Genomic DNA, 19163 nt, shown 5'->3' with positions numbered 1-19163 from the left:
CACCTTATGCGGCCAGTGCTGCGCGCACGCTGCCGCGCGATGAATCCAGCAAGGCCCGTGCTTGCTCGACGCTGGTGTTCTTCTTCAAGGCCACGATCGCGACCTTGACGTGGAAACCGCACTGTTCCAGCACCGCGCGCGCGGCGGCCTCGTCGGCGCCGGTGGCGAAACTGGTCAGGCGGATCGCGCGGCGCACGAGCTTGGCATTGGTAGCCTTCAAGTCTACCATCAGGTTGCCATAAACCTTGTTCAAACGCACCATCAAAGCGCTGGAGAAGGTGTTCAGCGCGATCTTCTGCGAGGTGCCGGCCTTCAGGCGGGTGCTGCCGGAGATGACTTCGGCGCCGGTGTCGAGCGTGACGCCGATCTCGGCCTCGCCGGCCACCGGCGCGTTCGGGTTGTTGGCGAAGCCGATGGTCAGCGCGCCGGCCTCGCGCGCGGCGCGCAGCGCGCCCAGCACGTAGGGCGTGCCGCCCGACGCCGCGATCAGCAGCACCACGTCGTTCTTGCCGACGTTGACCGAACGGACGTCGGCCGCACCCTGCGCGACGTCGTCTTCCGCGCCCTCGACCGCGACGAACATCGCCTCGCTGCCGCCGGCCAGCAAGGCCACCGCGCGGCCATGCGGCCAGGAGAAGGTGGGATACAGCTCCACGCTGTCCAGCACGCCGAGGCGGCCCGAGGTGCCGGCGCCGACGTAGACCAGGCGCCCGCCCGCTTCCATGCGCGGCAGCGCGGCGTCGACCGCGGCGGCGATGCTCGGGGCGGCCGCGCGCACGGCGTTGACGGCATTGATCTGGTCATCCACGAGCACGCCCACCAGCTGGCCGGTCGGGTACTGGTCGAGCTCGGCGTGGGCCGCGGACGGATTTTCGGTGTTCAACATAGTCGGGAGGCAGGCAAGGATGGATGAAACCAGTGTAATACCAATTCGGCATCCCCTCCCATGAAAGGATCGGCCTTCATCATTCCGAAAAGTTATGCTGGAGTACGGCGCATTTCCGCGACGAAGTCATAGTAGTCGCTTCGGCAATACGAATGGGTCAGCTCGACCGTCTGGCCGGCTTCCGTGTAGCCGACGCGGGTGATGAACAGCACGGCCTGCCCTTCCGGGATGTCGAGCTGGCTGGCCAGCTGGGCCGGCGCGTTCATGGCGCGGATGTGCTGCAGGGCGCGCACCGGCATGTGCCCGGTCTTGTCCAGGTGCTTGTACAAGGAACCGGACATGTTCTCGGGGTGGGGCAGCACGGTGGCCGGGATCACGCTGACCTCGTAGGCCATCACCACTTCGTCCGCCAGGCGCAGGCGCTCGATGCGGGCTACCCGGCTGCCGGGCGACAGGCCGAGCGAGAGCTGCTGGTCGGTATCGGCCAGCACCACCTCGCGCCGCAGCCAGCGCGAACTGGGCTGGTAGCCGCGCTGCTGCAGCTGCTCCGAAAAGCTGGACAGGTTGGACAGCGGCTGCTCGATGCGCGGCGCGATGTAGTTGCCCGAACCGCGGCGGCGCACCACCAGCCCTTGCTCGACCAGCTGGTCGATTGCCTTGCGCGCCGTGACGCGCGACACGTCCAGCCGCTCGGACAGCACCCGTTCGGACGGCAGCGCCTGGTCGACCTGGTAGCGGCCTTCGCGCACGTCGCGGATCAGCTTGCGCGCCACCTGCATGTACAGGGGCGAGCTGTCGTTGAAATCGATCTGGAAGGCGTCGGCGGTGCTCATGGATAAAAGTGTACGGTCTATGCAAATGCCCTGCAGCAAAGGGACAATGAAATAATCGGCGCCAGCCATGATACGCGGTTATGCGTGCTCGACGGCTATTCATTGGCCCGCGTAGTGACGCCGCCGTATGCTCGGCAAAAAACCACAGGAGGCAGGGATGGTACATCGCAGGGACGCATTGCTCGGACTGGCGCTGCTGGGCGCCATGCAGCCGCTGGCGGCGCTGGCCAAGGGCAAGGGCGACGATTTCGCCCGGCTCGACGCCGAGCTGGCAGCAGTGGTGAACAATCCGGCCTGCGAGCTGGCCAGCCTGTCGGTGGTGGCGGTCCGCAAGGGCAGGATCGCCTACGAGCGCCAGTTCGGGCGCCGCTTTATCAGTAAGGGCAGCGGCAACGGCGCCGCGCCCGACAAGCCGGTCGACCGCCGCACCCTGTTCCGCATCGCCTCGATCTCGAAGACGATGACCATGCTCGGCCTGCTGCGCCTGGTCGAAGCGGGCAAGGTCGACCTCGACGCCGACGTCTCGCGCTACCTCGGCTTCCAACTGCGCAACCCGCACTTCCCGGACCGCGCCATCACGCTGCGCCATCTGGTCACCCACCGCTCCTCGCTGCGCGACGAGGCCGGCTATTCCTGGGGCGTGGACACGGCCCTGAAGGACGTGCTGGCGCCGGGCGCGCGCCTGTACCAGGACGCGACCTGGGCCAGCAACGCCGGCCCGGGCGACTACTTCACTTATTGCAACCTGGGCTGGGGCATCACCGGCACCATCATGGAAGCCGTCACCGGCGAGCGCTTCGACCGGCTGCAGCAGCGGCTGCTGATCCAACCGCTCGGCCTGACCGCCGGCTACAACCCGGCCGAGCTGCCGGGCGACGGCCTGGCCAATCTCGCCACCCTGTACCGCAAGCGCAGCACCGACGACGATGCCAAATGGGATCCGGCCGGGCCGTGGGTGCCGCAGGTGGACGACTACAGCAGCAAGCCGGCGGCGGAACCGGCCGGCCTCGACCATTACGTCCCGGGCGTCAACGCCACGCCTTTCAGCCCGACCGGCGGCATGCGCATCTCGGCGCACGACATGGCGGTGGTCATGCTGGCGCTGATGCATGGCGGCGTCCACGCCGGCAAGCGCATCTGGAAGCAGGCCTCGCTGGACCAGATGTTCACGCGCCAGTGGACCTTCGACGGCCACGGCGGCAACGGCGACTCGCTCGACGGCCTGTTCAACGCCTGGGGCCTGGGCAACGAGCAATGGCCGGACGATCCCGCCACCCGCACCCGCGTGGTCGAAGGCGGCGGCTTCGCGCCGGCCGGCCACCTCGGCGACGCCTACGGGGTGCAGACCCTGTTCATGGCCGACCTCAAGAAAAAGAACGGCATCATCGCGCTGGTCGGCGGCACTTCCACCGATCCGCTCGCCTACAAGGGCCAGTATTCGTCGCTGGCGCGCTTCCAGGAACAGATCCTCACGAGCACCTTCCGCCGCGCCATCCTCATGCAACAGGCATAGTTAGCCGAATCGCAAGCATGAAAAGCGGTTATGCCCGCCCGCGCTACATTCATTGGCCGCGGGCGGGGGCCAGCACCTAAGCTCTTGGGTTATGACGAAGAATACTAATGGTCAAGTTATCGTAATTGGCGGCGGCGTGGTCGGCCTGACCACGGCCTGGTGGCTGCTGGAAGCCGGCTTCGGCGTGACGCTGGTGGAGCGCGGCGCCGACGTCGCGACCGGCGCCAGCTACGCCAACGGCGGCCAGCTCAGCTACCGCTATGTGTCGCCGCTGGCCGATGAAGGCGTGCCGCTGAAGGCGATCAAATGGCTGTTCCAGGAAACCGGCCCGTTGCGCTTCAAGCCCGAGCCCGACCTGCGCCAATGGCGCTGGCTTGCCAGCTTCCTGGCCAACTGCCGCGCCGACCTGAACCGCAAGACCACGGCCAAGCTGCTGGAACTGGGCGAGCTGTCGCGCCGCTCGATGGAGCAGCTCGAGCTGGCCGTGCCGCACGACGCCTTCCAGTGGCGCGAATCGGGCAAGCTGGTGGTCCACCGCAGCAAGGCCTCGTTCGACTCCGCCACCGCCAAGGCCGACGGCTCGGCGCAGGTGTGGAGCGCGGCCGATTGCGCCGCCAATGAACCGGCGCTGGGCGCCGTGGCCAACCAGCTGGCCGGCGGCATCTACAACAGCGGCGAAGCCGTGGCCGACTGCCGCGTGTTCTGCGAAGTACTGGCCGACCGCCTGCGCGAACATCCCAAATTCCGCGGCTTCGTGCACGACGAGGCGATCGGCTTCATCATCGACAATGGCAACGTGACCGCGCTGGAGACCCTGGCCGGCAAGCTGTCGGCCGACGCCTTCGTGCTGGCCGCCGGCATCCAGAGCCGCACGCTGGCCGCATCCGCCGGCATCAAGCTGCCGCTGTATCCGCTCAAGGGCTACAGCCTGACCGCTCCGATCCGCGCCAGCGACGTCGCGCCGGAAATCAGCGTGACCGACTTCGAGCGCAAGGTGCTGTACGCGCGCATCGGCGACAAGCTGCGGGTGGCGGCGATGGTCGACATGGTGGGCGAGGACCTGAGCCTGAACCCGGCGCGGATCGGCAGCCTGACCCGCCAGGTGAAGGAAACCATGCCGACCGCGGCCGACTACAGCCGCATCGAAGCCTGGGCCGGCCTGCGCCCCGCGACCCCGAACAGCGCCCCGATCATCGGCGCGACCAGGTATGGCAAGCTGTGGCTGAACGTGGGACACGGCCCGCTGGGCTTCACCTTCGCCTGCGGCACCGCCTCGCTGCTGGCCGACCTCATGCAGGGCAAGGCGCCGCCGTTCGGGCTGGATGGGTTGACGCTGCGCGCCTGAGTCCGACCGTCAATCCGGCGGGTATTGGATCAGGGCGTGCCGCTCTTGGCGGCCAGACAGCTTTTAGGCCTGAACAATACAAGCCGTCTGGAACGCGCCACTGACCGCGACCAGGAAAATCGCGGATAATTGCCGCCATGTCTAACAAAGCCAAGCCGGCCGCTGCCTGCCCCTGCGGCGGCGCGTCGCTCGCCGCCTGCTGCGGCCCCTACCTCGCAGGGCAAGCCGTCGCCCAGACCGCCGAGGCCCTGATGCGCTCGCGCTACACTGCCTACACCCTCAAGAACGAGGCTTACCTGCAGGCGAGCTGGCACCCGGGCACCCGTCCGGCCGAGCCCGTGACGGACGAGAATGAAAAAATCCAATGGCTGGGACTTGAGGTAAAATCTGCTTTACGTTTACGTCAACGTAAAGCAGACTTGCCTGAAGTACAACCAGACCAGGACACCGTCGAATTCGTGGCCCGCTTCCGGGTCGGCGGGCGCGCCCACCGCCTGCACGAGCTCAGCCGCTTCGTGCGCGAGACCGGGCCCGATGGCATCGCCCGCTGGTTCTATCTGGACGGCAGTTTCCCGAACGAGAACAAGTAGAGGAACGGCAATGCCCCACATCGAGAGCAAACTCAATCCGCGCGGCGAGGATTTCAAGGCCAACGCGCAAGCGATGCAGGCCCTGGTCGACGACCTGCGCGCCAAGGTCGCGCAAGTGGCCAGGGGCGGCGGCGAGGCGGCGTCCGCCAAGCACGTCGCGCGCGGCAAGCTGCTGCCGCGCGACCGGGTCCAGATGCTGCTCGATCCCGGCACGCCCTTCCTCGAGTTCTCCCAGCTGGCCGCGTACGAAATGTATAAGGATAAGGATGGAGTCGGCGCCGCCCCCAGCGCCGGCATCATCACCGGCATCGGCCGCGTCGCCGGCCAGGAATGCGTGATCGTCTGTAACGACGCCACCGTCAAGGGCGGCACCTACTACCCGATGACGGTCAAGAAGCACCTGCGCGCGCAGGAGATCGCGGACCAGAACAAGCTGCCCTGCATCTACCTGGTCGATTCCGGCGGCGCCAACCTGCCCAACCAGGACGACGTGTTCCCCGACCGCGAGCACTTCGGCCGCATCTTCTACAACCAGGCCAACCTGTCCGCCAAGGGCATTCCCCAGATCGCGGTGGTGATGGGTTCCTGCACCGCCGGCGGCGCCTACGTGCCGGCGATGAGCGACGAATCGATCATCGTCAAGGAACAGGGCACCATCTTCCTCGGCGGCCCGCCGCTGGTGAAGGCGGCGACCGGCGAAGTGGTGTCGAGCGAAGACCTCGGCGGCGGCGACGTCCACACCCGCCTGTCCGGCGTGGCCGACCACCTGGCGCAGGACGACCTGCACGCGCTGTCGCTGGCGCGCACCATCGTCTCCAACCTGAACCGGGTCAAGCCGCAGCAGGGCGCGCTGCGCGATTGCGTCGAGCCGAAATACGCGCCGGAAGAACTGTACGGCGTGATCCCGGTCGACACCCGCAAGCCCTTCGACGTGCGCGAAGTGATCGCGCGCGTGGTCGACGGCAGCGAATTCGACGAGTTCAAGGCGCGCTACGGCACCACCCTGGTGTGCGGCTTCGCCCACATCTTCGGCCACAAGGTCGGCATCATCGCCAACAACGGCATCCTGTTCTCGGAGTCGGCGGTCAAGGGCACCCACTTCATCGAGCTGTGCGCCCAGCGCAAGATCCCGCTGGTCTTCCTGCAGAACATCACCGGCTTCATGGTCGGCCGCAAATACGAAAACGAAGGCATCGCCCGCAACGGCGCCAAGATGGTGACCGCGGTGGCGACGGCGGCGGTGCCCAAGTTCACCGTCATCATCGGCGGCAGCTTCGGCGCCGGCAATTACGGCATGTGCGGCCGCGCCTTCTCGCCGCGCTTCCTGTGGATGTGGCCGAACGCGCGCATCTCCGTCATGGGCGGCGACCAGGCGGCGTCGGTGCTGGCCACGGTCAAGCGCGACGGCATCGAGGCCAAGGGCGGACAATGGACGCCGGAGGAAGAAGCCGCGTTCAAGCAGCCGATCAAGGAACAGTACGAGCACCAGGGCCACCCCTACTACGCCAGCGCGCGCCTGTGGGACGACGGCATCATCGACCCGGCCGACACCCGCATGGTGCTGGGCCTGGGCATCTCGGCCGCCCTGAACGCCGAAATCGAAGACACCAAATTCGGCGTCTTCCGCATGTAAGGAGCCGGCATGGACTACCAGACCCTCACCATCTCCATCGCCGGCAAGGTGGCCACCGTCACCCTCGACCGCCCGGACCTGCGCAACGCCTTCAACGAGACCTCGATCGCCGAACTGGCGCAGGCCTTCGACGAGCTGGGGCTGGATGACGAGGTGCGCGCGATCGTGCTGGCCGCGAACGGTCCGGCCTTCTGCGCCGGCGCGGACCTGAACTGGATGAAGAAGATGGCCGGCTACTCGCAGGCCGAGAACGAAGCCGACGCGATGCGCCTGGCCAGCATGCTGCGCACCATCTACTTCTGCCCCAAGCCGGTGGTGGCCAAGGTGCAGGGCGACTGCTACGCCGGCGGCATGGGACTGGTGGCCGCCTGCGACATCGTGGTCGCCAGCGAAGGCGCCAATTTCTGCCTGTCGGAGGTGAAGCTCGGCCTGGTGCCGGCGACGATTTCGCCCTACGTGATCAAGGCGATGGGCGAGCAGGCCGCGCGCCGCTACTTCCTCACCGCCGAGCGTTTCAGCGCACTGGAAGCGAAGCGGATGGGCTTCGCGCATGAAGTGACGGTGCCGGAAGCGCTGGATGCCGCCGTGGCCGCCATCGTCAAGGCGCTATGCAATAACAGTCCGAACGCGGTACGCGAAGCCAAGCGCCTGGTGCGCGAAGTGGCCGGCGTGCCGGTCGACGATGCGATGCTGGCCGATACCGCCGGGCGCATCGCCGCCATCCGCGCCTCCAATGAAGGCCGCGAAGGCGTCGCCTCCTTTCTCGAAAAACGCAAGCCCTCGTGGCTTGCATGAGCAGTGAGATTCAATTGAAGCATGATTCATCCTCCTGGATTGCACGCAGCCTGGCCAGTGTGTGGCACCCGTGCACCCAGATGCAGCACCACGAACAAGTACCGCTGATCGCGGTCAGCCACGGCAAGGGCGCCTGGCTGTACGACCACGAAGGCCGCCGCTACCTGGACGCCATCAGCTCCTGGTGGGTCAACCTTTTCGGCCACGCCAACCCGCGCATCAACGCGGCGCTCAAGGACCAGCTGGACAAGCTGGAACATGCGATGCTGGCCGGCTTCACGCACGAGCCGGTGATCGAGCTGTCCGAGCAGCTGGCCGCGCTGACCGGGCACGCGCTCGGCCACGCCTTCTACGCCTCCGACGGCGCCTCCGCCGTCGAGATCGCGCTGAAGATGAGCTACCACTACTGGCGCAACGCGGGCTTCCCCAACAAGTCCGAATTCGTGTGCCTGCAGGGCAGCTACCACGGCGAGACCGTGGGCGCGCTGGCGGTCACCGACGTCGCGCTGTTCAAGGAAGCCTACGGCCCGATGGTGCGCTCGGCCCACGTGGTGGCTTCGCCGGACGCGCGCAATGCGCACGAAGGCGAGTCGTCGCAGGACGTGGCGCGCCGCGCCGCCGACGACCTGGAGCGCCTGTTCGAGCAACGCGCCGACCGCATCGCCGCCCTGATCGTCGAGCCGCTGGTGCAGGGCGCGGCCGGCATGGCCATGTACGACCGCGTCTACCTGGAGATGGTGCGCGAGCTGTGCAACCGCTACCACGTGCACCTGGTCGCCGACGAGATCGCGGTCGGCTGCGGCCGCACCGGCACCTTCTTCGCCTGCGAGCAGGCCGGCATCTGGCCCGACTTCATCTGCCTGTCCAAGGGCATCAGCGGCGGCTACCTGCCGCTGTCGCTGGTGCTCACCACCGACCGCGTCTACGAAGGCTTCTACAGCGAGGACGTCCGGCGCGGCTTCCTGCACTCGCACTCCTACACCGGCAACCCGCTGGCCTGCCGCGCCGCGCTGGCCACGCTGCAGATCTTCCGCGAGGACGACGTGTTGAACCGCAACCGCGAGCGCGCCACCAAGCTGGTCACGGCGCTGGCGCCGCTGGCCGAGCACGAACGCACCCGCCACTTCCGCCAGCGCGGCATGATCTTTGCGTTTGACGCCGTCGAGCCGGATCCGCAGCGCGCCTCGACCTTCTCGCGCCGCTTCTTCACCGCCGCGACCGAGAACGAGCTGCTGCTGCGCCCGATCGGCCGCAGCGTCTACCTGATGCCTCCCTACGTGCTGGACGACGGGGAGATCGCGCTGCTGGCCGAACGCACCAGGCGCGTGTTCGAACAAGTGATCGCGGGCTGACGATGGACCTGATCGCAAACGTCGAGCGCGAGCTCGCCCAGCTCGAAACGCACAGCCTGACGCGCCGCCGCCGCGTGGCCGAAACCCGCTGCGCGCCGCTGCAGGTGGTCGATGGGCGTCCGATGCTGGCCTTCTGCAGCAACGACTACCTGGGCCTGGCCGCGCATCCGCGCGTGGTCGAAGCGCTGCGCGAAGGCGCGCAGATCTACGGCGCCGGCAGCGGAGCATCGCACCTGGTCAGTGGCCACAGCCGCGCCCACGCGGTGCTGGAGGAGCGTCTCGCGCAGCTGCAGGCGCCCTACGTGGAATCGGCGCAGGCGCTGTACTTCTCGACCGGCTACATGGCCAACCTGGCGGTGCTGACCACGCTCGGCGCCAATGCCGACGCGGCGATCTTTTCGGAAGCGCTGAACCACGCCTCGCTGATCGACGGCGCACGCCTCGCCCGCGCCGGCGTGAGTGTGTTCCCGCATGGCGGCACCGACACGCTCGCAGCGCAGCTGGAGGCCAGCAATGCGGTGACGAAGATCGTGGTCACCGACAGCGTATTCAGCATGGACGGCGATCTCGCGCCGCTGCCGCAGCTGCTGGCACTGTGCGAACGCCACGGCGCCTGGCTGGTGGTCGACGACGCCCACGGCTTCGGCGTGCTGGGCGAGAACGGCCGCGGCGCGCTCGAACATTTCGCGCTGCGTTCGCCCAACCTGGTCTATGTCGGCACGCTGGGCAAGGCGGCCGGCGTGTCGGGGGCCTTCGTCGCCGCCCACCACAGCGTGATCGAGCTGATGGTCCAACGCGCGCGGCCCTACATCTACACCACCGCCGCGCCGCCCGCGCTGGCGCATGCCCTGCTCACCAGTCTTGATATCATTGCGGGTGACGAAGGCAAGGGCCTGCGCGCGCACCTGCAGTCGCTGCTGGCGCAGCTGGACAGCGAGCTGACGCTCGCGCGCTGGCAGCGACTGCCGTCGCAAACCGCGATCCAGCCGATCATCATCGGCGCCAACGACGAAGCGCTGCGCGCCGCCGCCGCCCTTCACGCAAACGGCCTGTGGGTGCCGGCGATCCGCCCGCCCACGGTGGCGCAGGGCACCGCGCGCCTGCGCGTGACGCTGTCGGCCGCGCACACGCATCAAGAAGTCGCGCAGCTTGCCGCCGCGCTGAACGACCTGGAAAGGACGTGACATGAGCTTCAACGAACCCGCACAAGCAGAATCGGCGGTGGTCCCGCCGGCCTCGGCCGAGCCGAAACTTGAGCCGCTGCCGGAGGCGCTGCTGGCCGAGGGCGTGCCCTCGCGCTTCGCCTGTTTCGTCACCGGCACCGACACCGAAATCGGCAAGACATTGATCTCGGCCGCGATCCTGCACAAGCTGGTGAAGGCCGGCGTGCGCGCCTGCGGCATGAAGCCGATCGCCGCCGGCGCCGAAGTGCGCGACGGCTTCCTGCACAACGAGGACGCCGACATGCTGGCCGCCGCCGGCAATGTGCGCCTGCCGCAGCACATCACCACGCCCTACATGTTCCGCGAGCCGGCCGCGCCGCATATCGTCGCCGCGCGCGAAGGCCGCGACATCGACCCGGTCACCATCCTGACCGCCTACGCCGAGATCCTGGCCGCGTCGGACGCCACCGTGGTCGAGGGCGTGGGCGGCTTCCGCGTGCCGCTGGCGGATACCTTCGATACCGCCGACCTCGCGGTCCAGTTCGACCTGCCGGTGATCCTGGTGGTCGGCATGCGCCTCGGGTGCATCAGCCACGCGCTGCTCACCGCCGAGGCGATCATCAAGCGCGGCCTGGTGCTGGCCGGCTGGGTCGCCAACGAAGTCGACCCGAACATGAGCTTCATCGACGAAAACATCCAGGCGCTGGCACAGCGCATCCCGGCGCCGATGCTGGGACGCGTGCCGCAACTGCCCCATCCAACGGCCGCCACGGCGGCCGAATTCATCGATCTGTCGGGCGTGCCGGGCTGGCCGCCGGCACGATCCGCGTAATACCAAAGGAATCTTCATGTCGCAAACCCAAGCCGTTTCCCTGCACCGCCCGGTCGCCATCAAGCAGCCGGAGAACGCCACCTGGCCGGTGGCCGACGTGCTCGCGCTGTTCGAGCTGCCGCTGCCGGAACTGATGTACCGCGCCCAGACCCTGCACCGCGCCCACTGGCCGGAAGGCGACGTCGAACTGGCCACGCTGCTGTCGATCAAGACCGGCGGCTGCGAGGAAGACTGCGGCTACTGCCCGCAGGCCGCGCGCTACGACACCGGCGTCGAGGCCAAGAAGATCCTCGACCTCGACACCGTGCTCGATGCCGCCAAAAGCGCGAAGGCCAACGGCGCGACCCGCTTCTGCATGGGCGCCGCCTGGCGCAGCCCGAAAGAGCGCGACATGGAAAAGGTCGAGGCGATGGTGCGCTCGGTGAAGGCGCTGGGCCTGGAAACCTGCGCCACGCTGGGCATGCTGGAAGAAGGCCAGGCCGAACAGCTCAAGGCCGCGGGCCTGGACTACTACAACCACAACATCGACACCTCGCCCGACTTCTACGAGGACGTGATCTCGACCCGCCAGTACCAGGACCGCCTGGATACGCTGGGCCGCGTGCGCCAGGCCGGCCTGAAGGTCTGCTGCGGCGGCATCGTCGGCATGGGCGAGACGCGCGAGCAGCGCGCCGGCCTGATCTCGCAGCTGGCCAACCTGAACCCGTACCCGGAATCGGTGCCGATCAACCACCTGGTGCAGGTCGAGGGCACGCCGCTGCACGGCCTGCCGCCGCTGGATCCGCTGGAATTCGTGCGCACCATCGCGGTCGCGCGCATCACCATGCCGGAAGCGCGCGTGCGCCTGTCGGCCGGCCGCCGCGAACTGGGCGAAGCCGTGCAAGCGATGTGCTTCATGGCCGGCGCCAACTCGATCTTCTACGGCGACAAGCTGCTCACCACCGACAACCCGGAAGCGGAAGACGACCGCGTGCTGCTGGCCAAGCTGGGCCTGTCGACGCGCGCCGCCACGCTGGATTCGGCGCCGAAGGAAGCCTGCGGCTGCTGATGCCGGCTCGACCGACAAACCAATAAACAACGAGACGACGCATGTTCAACAAAATCCTCATCGCCAACCGTGGCGAAATCGCCTGCCGCGTGGCCGCGACCGCGCGCCGCATGGGCATCCGCACCGTCGCCGTCTACTCGGAGGCCGACGCGGGCTCGAAACACGTGGCGGTGTGCGATGAGGCGGTGCTGATCGGGCCGGCGCCGGTCAAGGAAAGCTATCTGTGCGGCGACCGCATCATCGCCGCCGCCAAGGCCACCGGCGCGCAGGCGATCCATCCGGGCTATGGCTTCCTGTCGGAGAACGCGGAGTTTGCGGAGGCGGTCGAAGCGGCCGGCCTGGTGTTCATCGGGCCGCCGGCCAGTTCGATGCGCGCGATGGGATCCAAGTCCGCCGCCAAGCAGCTGATGGAAGGCGCCAACGTGCCGCTGGTTCCGGGCTACCACGGCGACGAGCAGGACAGCGCCTTCCTGCACCAGCAGGCCGACCGCATCGGCTACCCGGTGCTGCTCAAGGCCAGCGCCGGCGGCGGCGGCAAGGGCATGCGCGTGATCGAGCGCTCCGAAGATTTCGAGGCCGCGCTGGCATCCTGCAAGCGCGAGGCGATCAGCTCCTTCGGCGACGACAAGGTGCTGGCCGAGAAGTACCTGATCCGTCCGCGCCACATCGAGATCCAGGTGTTCGCCGACAAGCACGGCAACTGCGTCTACCTGCACGAGCGCGACTGCTCGGTGCAGCGCCGCCACCAGAAGGTGCTGGAGGAAGCGCCGGCGCCGGGCATGACCGGGGAACGCCGCCGCGCGATGGGCGAAGCCGCCGTCGCCGCTGCGCGCGCGGTGGGCTACGTGGGTGCGGGCACGGTGGAATTCATCGCCAACCAGGACGGCAGCTTCTACTTCATGGAGATGAACACCCGCCTGCAGGTGGAGCATCCGGTGACCGAGATGATCACCGGGACCGACCTGGTGGAGTGGCAGCTGCGCGTGGCCGCCGGCCAGCCGCTGCCGAAGCAGCAAAGCGAACTGGCGATCAACGGCCATGCGATCGAGGCACGGGTGTATGCGGAAAATCCGGAGAAGGGCTTCCTGCCTTCCATCGGCACGCTGCGCCACCTGTCGACCCCGGACGCGGTCGAATTCGAACTGGGCGGCTCGCCCGGCCAGCCGGCCGCGGTGCGCATCGATTCCGGCGTGCGCGAAGGCGACCAGATCTCGCCCTTCTATGACCCGATGATCGCCAAGCTGATCGTCTGGGGCGCGGACCGCACGCAGGCGCTGGCGCGCATGGCGCAGGCGCTGTCGGAGTTCCAGATCGTCGGCCTGGCCACCAACGTCGCCTTCCTCAAGCGGCTGGTGGAGAGCCCGGCGTTCTCCAACGCGGACCTGGACACGGGCCTCATCGAGCGCAACGCAGGCGTGCTGTTCCCGCCGGCGCAAGCGGCGCCAGCCACCGCGCTGGCGCTGGCGGCGCTGGCCCTGGTCGAAGCCGAAAAGGACCAGTCCTCGCGCGCCGACGCCAACCCGGCCGACCCGTGGGGCCATGCGCGCGGCTGGCGCATGAACGGCGCCTGCCAGCGCCAGCTCTCCTTCGCCGACGACTACGCGGCAGGCACGGACGCCAAGGCTTACCGGGTCAGGCTGGCCTACCACGACTGGGGCTGGAACCTCGACGCCAACGGCGTGTCCGAGCGCCTGGAACTGGTGAAGCGCGATGGCGCCGAACTGTCGATCCGCCTCGGCGCCACCGCCGCGCACGGCAGCGTGTGGCGCGACGGCGACCTGTTCCACGTGTTCACCGCCGGCCGCCATTACACGCTCGCCTACAACGACCCGATGGCCCACGCGGGCGAGCACGAAGCCGGCGGCGGACGCCTGACCGCGCCGATGCCGGGCAAGGTGGTGGCGGTGATGATCGCCAACGGCGCCGAAGTGAAGAAGGGCCAGCCGCTGGTCATCATCGAAGCGATGAAAATGGAGCATACGATTGCCGCGCCAGGCGACGGCGTGGTCGAGGAAGTGCTCTACCAGGTCGGCGACCAGGTGACGGACGGCGCGCCGCTGCTGGCCTTCAAGGCTGCTTGAGGAATCATGATGCGCATCCTGGTGTACCGCGGCGACGGCCGCATCGAACAATGGCTGGATGAACTCGGACAGGCGCTGCCGCAGGCCGCGATCGTCGGCTGGAAGGATGGCGAGCCGCGTCCCGCCGCCTGCGACTACGCGGTGATCTGGGCGCCTTCGCCGGCGCTGCTGGAACAGCTGGCGCGGGTGAAGGCCGTGTTCCTGATGGGCGCCGGGGTCGATGCGATCCTGAAGCATGGCGACGCGCTGCCCGCCGCGCCGATCATCCGCGTCGGCGACGCCGGCATGGCGGACCAGATGGCCGAATACGTGCTGTACGGCGTGCTGCGCTACTTCCGCCAGATGCCGCAATATGAGGCGTTCGAGCGCGAACATAGCTGGCGTCCGCTGCCGCATCCCGACCGCGACAGCTTCACGGTCGGCGTCATGGGCACCGGCAAACTCGGCATGCGCGTGGTCGGGGCGCTGCGCCATTTCGGCTTCCCGGTGCGCATCTGGAGCCGCAGCGCCAGGGAGGTAGCGGGCGTCGAATGCTTCGCCGGCAAGGACCAGCTGGACGAGTTCCTGCGCGGGACGCGCGCGCTGGCCTGCCTGCTGCCACTGACGCCGGAGACCACCGGCCTGTTCGACCGCGAACGCCTGTCCCGCCTGCCGCAGGGCGCGTTCATCATCAACGTGTCGCGCGGCGCCATCTTCGTCGAGGACGATTTGCTGTCGCTGGTCCGGGAAGATCACATCGCCGGCGCGCTGCTGGACGTGTTCGAGGAAGAGCCCCTGGACGCCGGCCATCCGTTCTGGGACGAGCCGCGCGTGACCGTCACGCCGCACATCTCGGGCCGCACCATCGTGCGCGAAACCGTGCGCCAGATCGTTCGCAAGATCGCCGCCCTCGAACAGGGCCAACCCGTCGACGATGTGGTCGACCGCAACCGGGGATATTGAGATGAACAGCCAAGCCAGCCTGCCGCGCAAGGTCAAGATCGTCGAAGTCGGACCGCGCGACGGCCTGCAGAACGAGAAGGAAAACGTGCCGGCCGACGTGAAGGTCGAACTGGTCGACCGCCTGTCGCGCGCCGGCTTCGTCAACGTGGAAGCGGCCGCCTTCGTGTCGCCGAAATGGGTGCCGCAGATGGCGACCGGGGCCGAGGTCATGACCCGCATCGCGCGCCGTCCCGGCACCATCTATTCCGTGCTGACGCCGAATATGCAGGGCTTCGAGGCGGCGCTGGCGGCCAAGGCGGACGAAGTGGTGATCTTCGGCGCCGCGTCCGAGGCTTTCTCGCAGAAGAACATCAACTGCTCGATCGCGGAATCGATCGCGCGCTTCGAACCGGTTGCGAAAGCGGCCAAGGCCAGCGGCGTGCGCCTGCGCGGCAGCATCAGCACCGCCTTCGGCTGCCCCTACCAGGGCGAGGTGCCGCTGGACGCCGTGGCCGACGTGGTGGCCCGCATGCGCGACCTGGGCTGCGACGAGATCGACATCGCGGACACCATCGGCGTGTCCACCCCGCGCAAGACGCAGGCGGTGATGCTGCGCGCGGCGCAGGAGTTTCCGCTGGAGCGCTTGTCCGGCCATTTCCACGACACCTACGGGCAGGCTCTGGCCAATATCTACGCGAGCATGGAAGTGGGCATCGCGATTTTCCACTCGTCGGTGTCGGGCCTGGGCGGCTGCCCGTATGCCAAGGGCGCGACCGGCAATGTCGCGACCGAGGATGTGCTGTACCTGATGAACGGGCTGGGGATCGAGACCGGGGTCGACCTCGACCAGGTGGTGGATGCGGGACTGTTCATCTCGCAGCATCTTGGGCGAAAAAGCGTCAGCCGCGCCGGCAACGCGATCGCGGCCAAACGTACTAGTTGACAGTAGTAACGTCGTCCTTCGCGGGGACGACGTTCGTTTGATGCGCCTCTAACGCGCGCGCCGGCCGCGCCGCTAGGCTGGCGTCTCTCCTTAAACGGAAAGACGCCCGTGACCGCGATCGCCGAACCCATCGCCGGCAACAAGCAGCGCACCCGCCCGGCCTTCCTGGCCGCGCTCGGCGTCTACTTCTTCCTCCAGATCCTGATCCGCGTCTGGCAAGGCGGCGCCGCCGAGATGGATGAGGCCGAGCAGGTCTTCTACGCCCAGCATCTCCGGCCCGGCTACGAAAACCAGCCTCCCCTGTACACCTGGCTGCAGGCGCTCGCCTTCCAGCTCGCCGGCGTCAACCACTTCGCGCTCGCGGTCACCAAGAACCTGCTCATGTTCGCGCTGTACGCCAGCGTGTACCAGTCCGCGCGCCTGCTGATCGGCCGTACCGGCGCGGCGGCGGTATCGGCCTCGCTCGCCATGATCGTCACGCTCGGCTGGGAAGCCCAGATCGACCGCACGCATTCGATCCTGGCCACCGCGGTCGCCGCGGCTTCCCTGTGGTGCTACCTCGCGCTGCTGCGCGCCCCGGGCCCGCGCCTGCGCGTGCTGCTGGGCCTGCTGTTCGGCCTCGGCATGCTATCCAAGTACAACTTCCTGCTCTTCGTGCTTGGGCTCACCGGCGCCAGCCTGCTGGTGCCGGAACACCGGCGCATCATCTGGACCAGGGACGTGTGGATGACGCCGCTCGTGGGCCTGCTGATCATGCTTCCCCACGCGGTCTGGTTCGCCGGACAGGCCGATACAGCCACCACCGACACCTTGCGCAAGATGCACGAGGGCGGATCGCCCATGGCCTATGGCGCCAATGTGATGCTGGGCCTGCGGCACTTCGGCCTGAGCATCCTGTCCTTCATCACCCCGCTGTGGGTGCTGCTGGCCTGCGCCTGGACGGCGCGCAAACGGGGCAGTCCGCGGCTGGCATCAGCCGACGCGCGGTTCTTCTTCTGGCTGTATGCCTGCGGGCTCGGCGCCATCGCGGCCCTGGTGCTCGGCGGAGAACTCGTGCATGTCCAGAGCCGCTGGCTACAGCCGCTGCTGTTTTCCTTCCCGCTGGCCTTCTTCGTGTTTTTCCCGCCGGTGTCCGCGGCGGTCTATCGCAGGATGCTCGCAACGATGGCCGCCTTCGCCGCGCTCCTCGTCACCGCGCTGGCGTTTCGGCCGCAGCTGCAGGCCGCGCTCGGGCGCGACCCGAGGATCCTGCAACCGTTTCCCGAACTCGCGGCCGCTATCCGGCAACGCTTCCCCGGCGTCGAGGCCTTCGCCGTGCAAGACCGCTTCGTCGGCGGCAATATGCGATTGCAATTTCCCCAAGTTCCCGTCGTGCTGATGCGCGATGCCTGCGCACTGTCGGGCGAGCTGCTGCTGTTATCGGGCGACGGTATGGACGACGTTGCGCGCACACCGATGCCGGCCTGCGCGAATATGCGTGTGATCGGGAAGGGAAAGATCGGCGCGCGTTCCGGCGGCCGTCCGGGCGAACAGCTGGAGTTCGACTACCTGTGGATCAGCATCGCGCCAGGGCCGGAAACGAAAAAGCCGGCGCGGATGGCGTCGGCTTTCGAGAAACTGTGGTCGGAGTACAAGGATTCGAACCTTGGACCCTCTGGTCCCAAACCAGATGCGCTACCGGGCTGCGCTACACTCCGACGAGGACGAGCATGATACCTGCTGGCGCCAGATCGGTCAAGGCTGGCCGGCGAAACGCCGCGCGGCAGTGCGCTGCCGGCGTCTTATTCATCCTTCAACTGCAGGGCGCGGTCGTACAGCGCATTCTTTTTCAGGCCCGTGATCTGTGCCGCCAGGCTCGCCGCCTGCTTCACGCTGCATTCGGCCAACAGGATCCGCAAGATCCGGTCCGCATCGGCGTCGGCGGCATCGTCGCGCGCGGGCGCGCCCTCAACCAGCACGACGAATTCGCCGCGCTCGCGGTTGGTATCGCCCTTCAGCCAGGCCGTCGCCTCGCCCAGCGTGCAGCGGTGCACTTCCTCGAACAGCTTGGTCAGTTCGCGCGCGAACACCACCTGCCGCGCCGGCTCGAAGGCATGGGCCAGCGCCTGCACGCATTCATCGATGCGGTGCGGCGCTTCGTAGAACACCAGCGTGGCCGGCACCTGCGCCAGTTCGGCCAGCGCCGTTTCGCGCTGCTTCGGCTTGGCCGGCAGGAAGCCGACGAAATAGAAGCGGTCATTGACCAGCCCCGCCGCCGACAGCGCCGTCACCGCGGCGGAGGCGCCCGGCAGCGGCAGCACCCGGTAGCCGGCCTTGCGCACCGCGTCGACGATGCGCGCGCCCGGATCCGACACCGCCGGTGTGCCTGCATCCGATACCAGCGCCACCCGTGCGCCGCCGGCCAGGCGCTCGACCAGGCGCTCGGCCACCTCGCGCTCATTATGCTGGTGTGCCGCCAGCAACGGCCTGTTGATGCCGAAGCGGCCCAGCAGCGCGCCGGTCTTGCGCGTGTCCTCGCATGCGACCACGTCTGCCAGCGCCAGCAGGTGCAGCGCGCGCAAGGTGATGTCGGTGACATTGCCGATCGGCGTGGCCACCACGTACAGGGTCCCGGTGGGATAGGACTGCTGGGCGGCCTCGTGGATCACAGGGAGGTTGGCGATCTGGCTGGACTGGGTGTCACTCATGTCGGGATTCGGATGCTGGTCAAACGGCTCGGGCGCCGGCGCGCCAGGTGCATGCCGGCGCCGCTGGACGGCTGGGCGCAGCCATGCGGCGCGCCCGCCGGATTGTGCGCGCCGCCGCAGCCTAGCACAAGTGCCCTTGCCACATTGCCATCGCCGGCCGGGCCGGACCGCTAGATGCTGCCCGGCCTGTCGGCCAAGCAGGAGCAAGGCCAGCGCTGGGAACAGCTGGCGCAGGCCTGGCTCGCCCGCCACGGCCTGCGCCCGGTCGCCGCCAACTTCCGTTGCCAGGGCGGCGAAATCGACCTGATCATGCGGGACGGCGCCACGCTCGTGTTCGTCGAGGTGCGCCAGCGCGCCGATACCCGCCACGGCGGCGCCCTGGCCAGCATCAGTCCGGCCAAGGTCCGGCGGCTGCAGCGCGCGGCCACCGTGTACCTGATGCGCTTCGCCCACACCCCGCCCTGCCGCTTCGACGTGGTGGCCATCGATGGCAAAAAACGCGCATGGCTGCGCAATGCCATTGAAATGTAAGCAATTTTTT

General features: G+C 68.0%; 17 protein-coding genes, 1 tRNA gene and 1 pseudogene. 14 read left to right on the top strand and 5 right to left on the bottom strand.

Annotated features, from left to right (window positions below):
• Positions 1–4 precede the first annotated feature (4 nt).
• Both murQ and NX778_RS17440 read right to left on the bottom strand, forming a co-directional pair.
• Entirely contained in the window at positions 5–886 is an 882-nt protein-coding gene (murQ, locus tag NX778_RS17445; RefSeq protein ID WP_258813053.1) for an N-acetylmuramic acid 6-phosphate etherase, read from the bottom strand.
• Positions 887–978: 92 nt separating this feature from the next.
• A complete protein-coding gene (locus tag NX778_RS17440; protein WP_258813052.1) occupies positions 979–1719 on the bottom strand; it encodes a GntR family transcriptional regulator in 741 nt (246 codons plus the stop codon).
• A gap of 157 nt (positions 1720–1876) precedes the next feature.
• Here NX778_RS17440 and NX778_RS17435 point away from each other — a divergent pair, with 157 nt between their 5' ends.
• The 13 genes and pseudogenes from NX778_RS17435 to NX778_RS24660 all read left to right on the top strand — a co-directional run.
• Positions 1877–3232 carry a serine hydrolase domain-containing protein gene (locus NX778_RS17435; RefSeq protein ID WP_258813051.1) on the top strand — a complete coding sequence of 452 codons (1356 nt, stop codon included), beginning with the start codon at positions 1877–1879 and terminating at the stop codon, positions 3230–3232.
• Positions 3233–3323: 91 nt separating this feature from the next.
• Positions 3324–4577, top strand: coding sequence for a D-amino acid dehydrogenase (locus tag NX778_RS17430; RefSeq protein ID WP_258813050.1), 1254 nt, complete (start codon positions 3324–3326; stop codon positions 4575–4577).
• 137 nt (positions 4578–4714) lie between these two features.
• Positions 4715–5167 carry a YchJ family protein gene (locus NX778_RS17425; RefSeq protein ID WP_258813049.1) on the top strand — a complete coding sequence of 151 codons (453 nt, stop codon included), beginning with the start codon at positions 4715–4717 and terminating at the stop codon, positions 5165–5167.
• 10 nt (positions 5168–5177) lie between these two features.
• Positions 5178–6800: a carboxyl transferase domain-containing protein gene (locus NX778_RS17420; RefSeq protein WP_258813048.1), complete on the top strand. Its 1623-nt coding sequence runs from the start codon at positions 5178–5180 to the stop codon at positions 6798–6800.
• Positions 6801–6809: 9 nt separating this feature from the next.
• Entirely contained in the window at positions 6810–7595 is a 786-nt protein-coding gene (locus NX778_RS17415; RefSeq protein ID WP_258813047.1) for an enoyl-CoA hydratase/isomerase family protein, read from the top strand.
• On the top strand, positions 7592–8947 hold the full coding sequence (bioA, locus tag NX778_RS17410) for an adenosylmethionine--8-amino-7-oxononanoate transaminase (protein ID WP_258813046.1): 1356 nt from the start codon (positions 7592–7594) through the stop codon (positions 8945–8947). The genes NX778_RS17415 and bioA overlap by 4 nt, the downstream gene beginning before the upstream one ends.
• 2 nt (positions 8948–8949) lie before the next feature.
• The gene (gene bioF / locus NX778_RS17405; RefSeq protein ID WP_258813045.1) at positions 8950–10131 is read left to right on the top strand and encodes an 8-amino-7-oxononanoate synthase; all 1182 of its coding nucleotides are present in this window, start codon (positions 8950–8952) and stop codon (positions 10129–10131) included.
• A gap of 1 nt (position 10132) precedes the next feature.
• Positions 10133–10942 carry a dethiobiotin synthase gene (gene bioD / locus NX778_RS17400; protein ID WP_258813044.1) on the top strand — a complete coding sequence of 270 codons (810 nt, stop codon included), beginning with the start codon at positions 10133–10135 and terminating at the stop codon, positions 10940–10942.
• Positions 10943–10958: 16 nt separating this feature from the next.
• Entirely contained in the window at positions 10959–11990 is a 1032-nt protein-coding gene (gene bioB, locus NX778_RS17395) for a biotin synthase BioB (protein ID WP_258813043.1), read from the top strand.
• Between the two features lie 41 nt (positions 11991–12031).
• A complete protein-coding gene (locus tag NX778_RS17390; RefSeq protein ID WP_258813042.1) occupies positions 12032–14071 on the top strand; it encodes an acetyl/propionyl/methylcrotonyl-CoA carboxylase subunit alpha in 2040 nt (679 codons plus the stop codon).
• A 6-nt stretch (positions 14072–14077) separates the two neighbouring features.
• Positions 14078–15013: a 2-hydroxyacid dehydrogenase gene (locus NX778_RS17385; RefSeq protein ID WP_307728100.1), complete on the top strand. Its 936-nt coding sequence runs from the start codon at positions 14078–14080 to the stop codon at positions 15011–15013.
• Between the two features lies 1 nt (position 15014).
• On the top strand, positions 15015–15935 hold the full coding sequence (locus NX778_RS17380; protein WP_258813041.1) for a hydroxymethylglutaryl-CoA lyase: 921 nt from the start codon (positions 15015–15017) through the stop codon (positions 15933–15935).
• Positions 15936–16169: 234 nt separating this feature from the next.
• Positions 16170–16649, top strand: a pseudogene (locus NX778_RS24660) (ArnT family glycosyltransferase); the annotation flags it as partial.
• A 360-nt stretch (positions 16650–17009) separates the two neighbouring features.
• On the opposite strand, the gene NX778_RS17370 reads toward NX778_RS24660, so the two are convergent.
• From NX778_RS17370 to rsmI, 3 genes are all read right to left on the bottom strand, one after another.
• The gene (locus NX778_RS17370) at positions 17010–17297 is read right to left on the bottom strand and encodes a hypothetical protein (RefSeq protein WP_258813039.1); all 288 of its coding nucleotides are present in this window, start codon (positions 17295–17297) and stop codon (positions 17010–17012) included.
• A gap of 258 nt (positions 17298–17555) precedes the next feature.
• Positions 17556–17632 (bottom strand) — tRNA-Pro (locus tag NX778_RS17365).
• Between the two features lie 84 nt (positions 17633–17716).
• Positions 17717–18622: a 16S rRNA (cytidine(1402)-2'-O)-methyltransferase gene (gene rsmI / locus NX778_RS17360; protein ID WP_258813038.1), complete on the bottom strand. Its 906-nt coding sequence runs from the start codon at positions 18620–18622 to the stop codon at positions 17717–17719.
• A gap of 174 nt (positions 18623–18796) precedes the next feature.
• Here rsmI and NX778_RS17355 point away from each other — a divergent pair, with 174 nt between their 5' ends.
• On the top strand, positions 18797–19153 hold the full coding sequence (locus NX778_RS17355) for a YraN family protein (protein WP_258813037.1): 357 nt from the start codon (positions 18797–18799) through the stop codon (positions 19151–19153).
• The last annotated feature ends 10 nt before the right edge of the window (positions 19154–19163 follow it).

It is taken from the genome of Massilia terrae (assembly GCF_024753145.1).
Classification (GTDB): Bacteria; Pseudomonadota; Gammaproteobacteria; order Burkholderiales; family Burkholderiaceae_D; genus Telluria; species Telluria terrae.
The sequence above is the reverse complement of the archived record's forward strand: the minus strand, read 5'-3'. Positions and strand labels throughout refer to the sequence as shown.